General features: G+C 36.7%; 6 protein-coding genes. 3 read left to right on the top strand and 3 right to left on the bottom strand.

Features of this window, described 5'->3' with window-relative positions; translation table 11 throughout:
* Positions 1-18: 18 nt before the first annotated feature.
* Together B5X62_RS14825 and B5X62_RS14830 are read right to left on the bottom strand one after the other, a co-directional pair.
* Positions 19-549 (bottom strand): DUF4136 domain-containing protein, encoded by a 531-nt coding sequence (locus B5X62_RS14825; protein ID WP_079668266.1) that lies wholly within the window; start codon positions 547-549, stop codon positions 19-21.
* The gene (locus B5X62_RS14830; RefSeq protein ID WP_079668267.1) at positions 546-734 is read right to left on the bottom strand and encodes a DUF5522 domain-containing protein; all 189 of its coding nucleotides are present in this window, start codon (positions 732-734) and stop codon (positions 546-548) included. Before B5X62_RS14830 ends, B5X62_RS14825 begins: the two co-directional genes overlap by 4 nt.
* Before the next feature lie 452 nt (positions 735-1,186).
* Here B5X62_RS14830 and B5X62_RS14840 point away from each other — a divergent pair, with 452 nt between their 5' ends.
* From B5X62_RS14840 to B5X62_RS14850, 3 genes are read left to right on the top strand one after another with little or no spacing between them, the layout of a single operon-like run.
* The gene (locus tag B5X62_RS14840; protein WP_079668269.1) at positions 1,187-3,148 is read left to right on the top strand and encodes a KUP/HAK/KT family potassium transporter; all 1,962 of its coding nucleotides are present in this window, start codon (positions 1,187-1,189) and stop codon (positions 3,146-3,148) included.
* Positions 3,149-3,208: 60 nt separating this feature from the next.
* Positions 3,209-3,682: a Fur family transcriptional regulator gene (locus B5X62_RS14845; RefSeq protein WP_079668270.1), complete on the top strand. Its 474-nt coding sequence runs from the start codon at positions 3,209-3,211 to the stop codon at positions 3,680-3,682.
* A gap of 3 nt (positions 3,683-3,685) precedes the next feature.
* A complete protein-coding gene (locus B5X62_RS14850) occupies positions 3,686-5,419 on the top strand; it encodes an OstA-like protein (protein WP_079668271.1) in 1,734 nt (577 codons plus the stop codon).
* Positions 5,420-5,716: 297 nt separating this feature from the next.
* On the opposite strand, the gene B5X62_RS14855 is transcribed toward B5X62_RS14850, so the two are convergent.
* On the bottom strand, positions 5,717-6,021 hold a 305-nt coding region (locus tag B5X62_RS14855), incomplete at its 5' end, for a transposase (protein ID WP_144038403.1).

A 6,021-nucleotide genomic window follows, 5' to 3' on the forward strand; every position in this document is an offset into this window, starting at 1 on the left:
AGTTTAATAGCTAAAATTTTATTTTCCCTTTTGAGGAGGATAGTTAGCCATAATTTCGGCAACTACTTCTGGGATTTGTTTTTGTTTAGATTTTGGAGAATCTACAGAAATACCGCTTCCGATACCTTGCCAAACCAATTTGTTGGTTTTAGCGTCCACCATATCAACAACGATAGTTCCGCTGTTGTAGTTGCTAGTCCATGTTCTGTTCATCCCAACACCGAAGCCCCAAGGCCCGCCATAGCCGTACATACCATAAGGCGAAGACGATTGTACATCTTGTACTTTTTTGTGAGATGCTTTTACATTGATGATAATGTCAGGCGTTTGCGATGAGGTCAATCCTTTGCTTTGTACTTGTTTTGCAAGTTCGTTAAGAACACGGTCTTTGTCAAGATCGTTTAACTTTAAATCATCTGTGCGGAATAAATAGGTCTTATAATCCGTAAAATTTGCCGTTGCAGAATAATCCGATCTTACTTGGAAAGGACTACAAGATGTTACCAATCCCGCTACTGCTAAGCCTAGAATAAAAAGATATTTTTTCATTGTGGGTCGATGTTTTTTTTAACATTAGAAAATGTGTCCGTTTTTTTATCATAACCATAAGGACAATGTCTACATCCATTTTTGCAACAGTAGCCACGTTTTAGATGGAATTTTGCTGTAAAAACTTTGTAACCTTGCTCGTTATAATAAAAGTCTTCATTTTCTTTGATTTCAATTTTAGACATAGGTTAAATTGTTTTCAAAAAAATATATCTTTGATATATGATTATCGTGATGAGAACTTTTCTCAAAAGTATGAAAATTTCGGGGATTACTCTGTTTCCGTTTATTATTCTCCAAAGAAAAGAGGATCGCAACAATCGTATTTTGATTAATCATGAGCGGATCCACATACGACAACAATTGGAGTTGTTGATTTTACCGTTTTATTTTTTGTACGTTACAGAATACATTTTACATCTCATTTATTTGAAAAAACCTTACCTCGCTTATCGTGCTATATCTTTTGAGCGAGAAGCTTATGCAAATGAATTTGATTTTAATTATCTGAAAAATAGAAAGTTATGGTCTTTCGTTAATTATTTTAAATAAGGCTTATTTTTATTGAATAAAAACAAAGACGAAAACTATTTTAGTATTCAAAAAAAATTAAATTTGCACTTTATTTTTTCAAACTATGTCACAAACATCGGGCGGTCATATTGACATCAAGAAGCTATCGTTTTTAGGCGTTATCGTATCCTTAGGTATTGTCTTTGGCGACATTGGTACTTCACCATTGTACGTTATGAAAGCCATCATCAACGCAGGAAAATCTGGAGGTTTTATTTCGGAAGAATATATCGAAGGAGCATTGTCTTGTATCATTTGGACAATTACCTTGCAGACAACACTTAAGTATGTCATCATTGCACTGCGAGCTGATAACAAGGGAGAAGGTGGGATACTTTCTCTTTATTCGTTAGTCAAAAGAATTCGTAAAAAATGGCTTTATATCATCGCAATTATTGGTGCAGCAGCCTTGGTGGCAGATAGTATCATTACACCATCGCTTACAGTGATGTCAGCTATCGAAGGTTTAGAATTGGTTGTCCATGAACCACCAGTTGTGCCTATTACATTGGCTATTTTGTTTATCATATTTATTGTGCAACAATTTGGGACCAGCTTTATTGGTAAGTTTTTTGGTCCAGTTATGGTGATTTGGTTTTTAACATTGGGGACTTTAGGTTTTTATCATCTATTGGATGCACCGTATATTTTAAAAGCTTTTAATCCTATTTATGCAATTAAATTAATATACAATTCGCCGTCGGCTATTGTTATTTTAGGTGCGGTTTTCCTTTGTACAACGGGTGCCGAAGCTCTGTATTCGGATCTTGGACACTGCGGAAAAAGCAATATCAGAATTTCTTGGATTTTCGTAAAGGCCATGCTTATTCTCAACTATCTAGGTCAAGGCGCTTGGTTGTTGAATAACTATCACGAAGTATTTAATGGTAAAAATCCTTTCTTCGGAATAATGCCAGATTGGTTTATCCTTCCAGGAGTTATTATTGCGACATCGGCAGCTATTATTGCCAGCCAATCGGTAATTACAGGAGCGTTTACAATGTTCTCAGAGGCGATGTCTATTAATCTTTGGCCGAATCAACAAATCGATTATCCATCGGGTATTAAAGGACAAATGTATATCCCAAGAATTAACTGGGGGATTTTTATAATGTGTGCAATTATTGTGATGTTCTTCAAAGAGTCGGGTAGGATGGAAGCAGCTTATGGACTTTCCATTACTGTAACGATGTTGATGACTACAATTTTGTTGATTTTCTGGTTCTTCAAAACAAGAACACCAAAAATATGGATCGGTATCTTTGCAGTGGTTTATTTAACCATAGAGTTAGGATTCTTTAGTGCAAACATTATTAAATTCTTCGAAGGTGGTTGGATTTCTGTATTGCTAGCTGGCTTTATCGGGATTTGTATGTATGGCTGGTATAACGGTAGAAAAATCAAAACGCAGTTTGTCAAGTTTGTGAAGCTTAACAACTATGTGTCCACAATTATGGATATGAAGTTGGACAACACTATTCCCAAATACGCAACCAACTTAGCCTTTTTTAGTCGTGCTCAAAAAGAAGACGAGGTAGAATCAAAAATTATTTATTCTATTATTAAATCTCAACCGAAGCGTGCAGATCATTATTTTATCTTGAGTGTTATCAACCAGGAAGAGCCTTATACCTTCAAATATCATCTTGAAGAGATCTTGCCAGGTACAATTTATAAAGTTAACTTCATGCTTGGTTTCAAAGTAGATCGAAGAATTAGTGATTATTTTGGACAAGTATTGGATGATATGATGGACGATGGTATGATTCCTGCGAAGAGTAGTTATCCGTCATTGCGAGCACATAACATTCCGCCAGATCTTAAATATGTCATTATTGATAACGTCTATATCAACGATTATTTATTAAATATCCGTGATAAGATGATCATGAATGTCTATAATTTTGTGAGAAAAATGGGAAGCAGCGACTTCAAAGCCTATGGTGTGGCATCACACAACGTGGTTGTAGAGTCGGCACCATTATTGGAGCAAGGTTATGTACATGACAAAATCAAAAAAGTCTAGACATTAAGCTAAGGCAGACATTACAAAAATTAATCGTAATTTTGTCCTATCGAATCGATTATGGATACAACACAGAAAGACCTAAACGTTACAACTATTAAGGATGTACTAAGACAATATCTTTTAGAAAAAGGTTTTAGAAACACACCAGAACGTTATACTATTTTAGAAGAAATATACAATCTAGATCATCACTTCAATGTTGATGATCTATACCTTATCATGATGCAAAAAAAGTATCATGTTAGCAAAGCAACGATATATAACACGATCGAGATTTTCTTGGATGCTGGACTTATCAGAAAGCATCAATTCGGAGAAAAAACCTTGAGCTCATCATCTTATGAAAAATCATATTTTGACAAGCAACATGACCATTTGGTGATATATAAAGAAGGTTCTGATAAAGAGATTGAAGAGATTATCGAGTTTTGTGATCCAAGAATCCAAGGTATTAAAGAATCTATCGAACAAGCTTTTGGGGTAAAAATAGATACACATTCACTTTATTTTTATGGCCAGAAGAAGTCATAAGGAATGAACAAAACTTTTCTTTTAACTTTTATAGTTATCCTTTTGGGATTTATTCGGATAGATGCGCAGACACCTGACAATAGCAATCCGAAAGACCCTTTCTTTGCTCCAAAATCACAGCAAGAACAAGCTTCAAAAGTGCAACACATCCACTCGGACGAGTCGGGTGTAAAGCCAGATCAATATGAAGGTAACTTGGTGTTTTCAGGAAATGTTAAGTTTGAACATCAAGGCTCTGTGCTTACTGCAGACAAAGTGGTTTTATATCAAAAAGAAAACTTCTTAAAAGCCATTGGTAATGTTGTGTTATTAAATGCCGACGGTACCAAAATCACTGCCGAAGAAATGGAATACGATGGTAATACGGAGCGTGGTATTGCCCGTAAAAATGTCGTGCTTACCGATCCAAAGCAAACCATCAAGACAGAAACACTTTATTACGATCGTGTCCCGAATACCGCTTATTTTAACACAGGCGGAACAATCTCTGATGGTCAAAATATTATGTACACCAAGTCCGCAACTTATTATGTGAATACGAAGGATATTGACTTTATCGGACATTCGACCATTGATGCTAAAGATTACACCATCGAAAGTGATAACATCAAAACCAATCAGACAACTCAGATTTCTCAATTTTTAGCGGCGACAACCATTCGTAGTAAAGAAAATCCACGCAACTACGTTTACACCGAATTGGGCGATTATAATGCAAAAACGGGTGTTTCGCATCTTAAAAAGAATTCTAGAATCCATTATAACGACAAGATACTTACAGGTGATAATTTAGAATATAACCGTAACACAGGTTTCGGAAAAGGAACAGGAAACGTCACCCTTAACGATCCAAAAGAAAACCGTTACATCAAAGGAGGTTATGGCGAAATCTACGAGAAAAAAGATTCTGCGATGATCACGGATAAAGCTTACGCAGTTAAGATTTTCGAAAAAGATTCTTTATACATCGCAGCTGACAGGTTTTTAAGTTTTCAAAAACCCGATTCTACCAAACAAAAGAAAAGCTATTTGCGCGCTTACCGCAAAGTCCGAATATTTAAAACCAATATGCAAGCCCGCGCCGACTCTTTGTCATACAACGAGACCGATGGCATTTTACACCTTATGAAAAAGCCAATTCTTTGGTCGGGTGCCAAGCAAATTACAGGCGATGAGGTGATGGTTTATATGAATACTACGACGCAGGACATCGACTCTGTCAAGGTTATCGGCAATGCATTTGCGATTAGCAAGGCGGATTCGCTTAACATGAAAGACGAGTTCAACCAGATCAAAAGTAAATGGATGGGCATCTATTTTGAGAAAGGACAAATCAAAAAAGCAGTCGCTGTCGAGAATGCACAATCCATCGCTTATGCCGATGATCAGGACGAAAAAACAAAAGAAATCAACCGTATTGGCGTCGCTGTTTCGGTGTGTGGCGAGATTATCGCTGACTTTATCGAGAAGCGTGTGGAGACCGTGACTTGCCGTGTTGGTGCGCAGTCCGACATCTATCCGATGAGTTTTATGTCCAAAGAAAAACGCTTTTTCCCAGACTTTAATTGGAACACAAAAGACCGACCGCAAAAGTGGAAAGACATCTTCGAAGATACACCCAATTATCCCGAAACGGTCTATGAGTCAGATAATAGCTTGTACGAAAAAGCAGAAGCCGAACGCCTCAAGCTAGAAGAAAAAAACAAACCCAAAACGCCAGTTCGCGAAAAGCGATAAGCTTCAGGAATATAAAATCTAAGCCTGAAAGTCTTTCAAAGGCTTTCAGGCTTTTTTATTTTCGCAGTTTTTTTTATTTGGGCGCCATTTCCGACTTCGGCTCCCACTCTTTTGCATATGGTCACTGAGCGGAGCCTAAGCACCATATGCAAAAGGAGTTCCGCCTACGTCGGGGCGCAGATTCGTATTTCCAGTTAAGATTCGAATCCAAAAAACAAAATTCTAAAACGATTAAAAGCTATTTAACGTCAGTTCGGGATAAAGCATTTTTATTTATACGAGGCGTCACTTCGATTTCTATGACATATGCAAATTAAAATTATACACAGATTCGTTTTTTATTAAAGCATATATTCTGTGTATAATTTTGTTTCTAATTGCGTTGAGTATAGACATCTTGTTTTTTCCTTCCGCAACCTTTCTTTGGAAGTAAATTGCAAGGTCATTTTTTAATCTTATCGAGCTGAGCGCCGCTAAATGCAATACTTTTTTCAGCTCTTTATCCGCCATTGTAGAAACCCTCGGTTTTCGATAAATAGAACTACCCGAACTGTATTCAAATGGTGCAACTCCTGCGTAACAAGCCATTTTTCGGGCAGATT

It is taken from the genome of Soonwooa buanensis, assembly GCF_900167905.1.
In the GTDB taxonomy this organism is placed as follows: domain Bacteria; phylum Bacteroidota; class Bacteroidia; order Flavobacteriales; family Weeksellaceae; genus Soonwooa; species Soonwooa buanensis.

Coding starts and splice junctions, on each gene's coding strand:
- B5X62_RS14850 (WP_079668271.1), top strand. CDS start 3,686: ATGAACAAAACTTTTCTTTTAACTTTTATAGTTATCCTTTTGGGATTT.
- B5X62_RS14845 (WP_079668270.1), top strand. CDS start 3,209: ATGGATACAACACAGAAAGACCTAAACGTTACAACTATTAAGGATGTA.
- B5X62_RS14825 (WP_079668266.1), bottom strand. CDS start 549: ATGAAAAAATATCTTTTTATTCTAGGCTTAGCAGTAGCGGGATTGGTA.
- B5X62_RS14840 (WP_079668269.1), top strand. CDS start 1,187: ATGTCACAAACATCGGGCGGTCATATTGACATCAAGAAGCTATCGTTT.
- B5X62_RS14830 (WP_079668267.1), bottom strand. CDS start 734: ATGTCTAAAATTGAAATCAAAGAAAATGAAGACTTTTATTATAACGAG.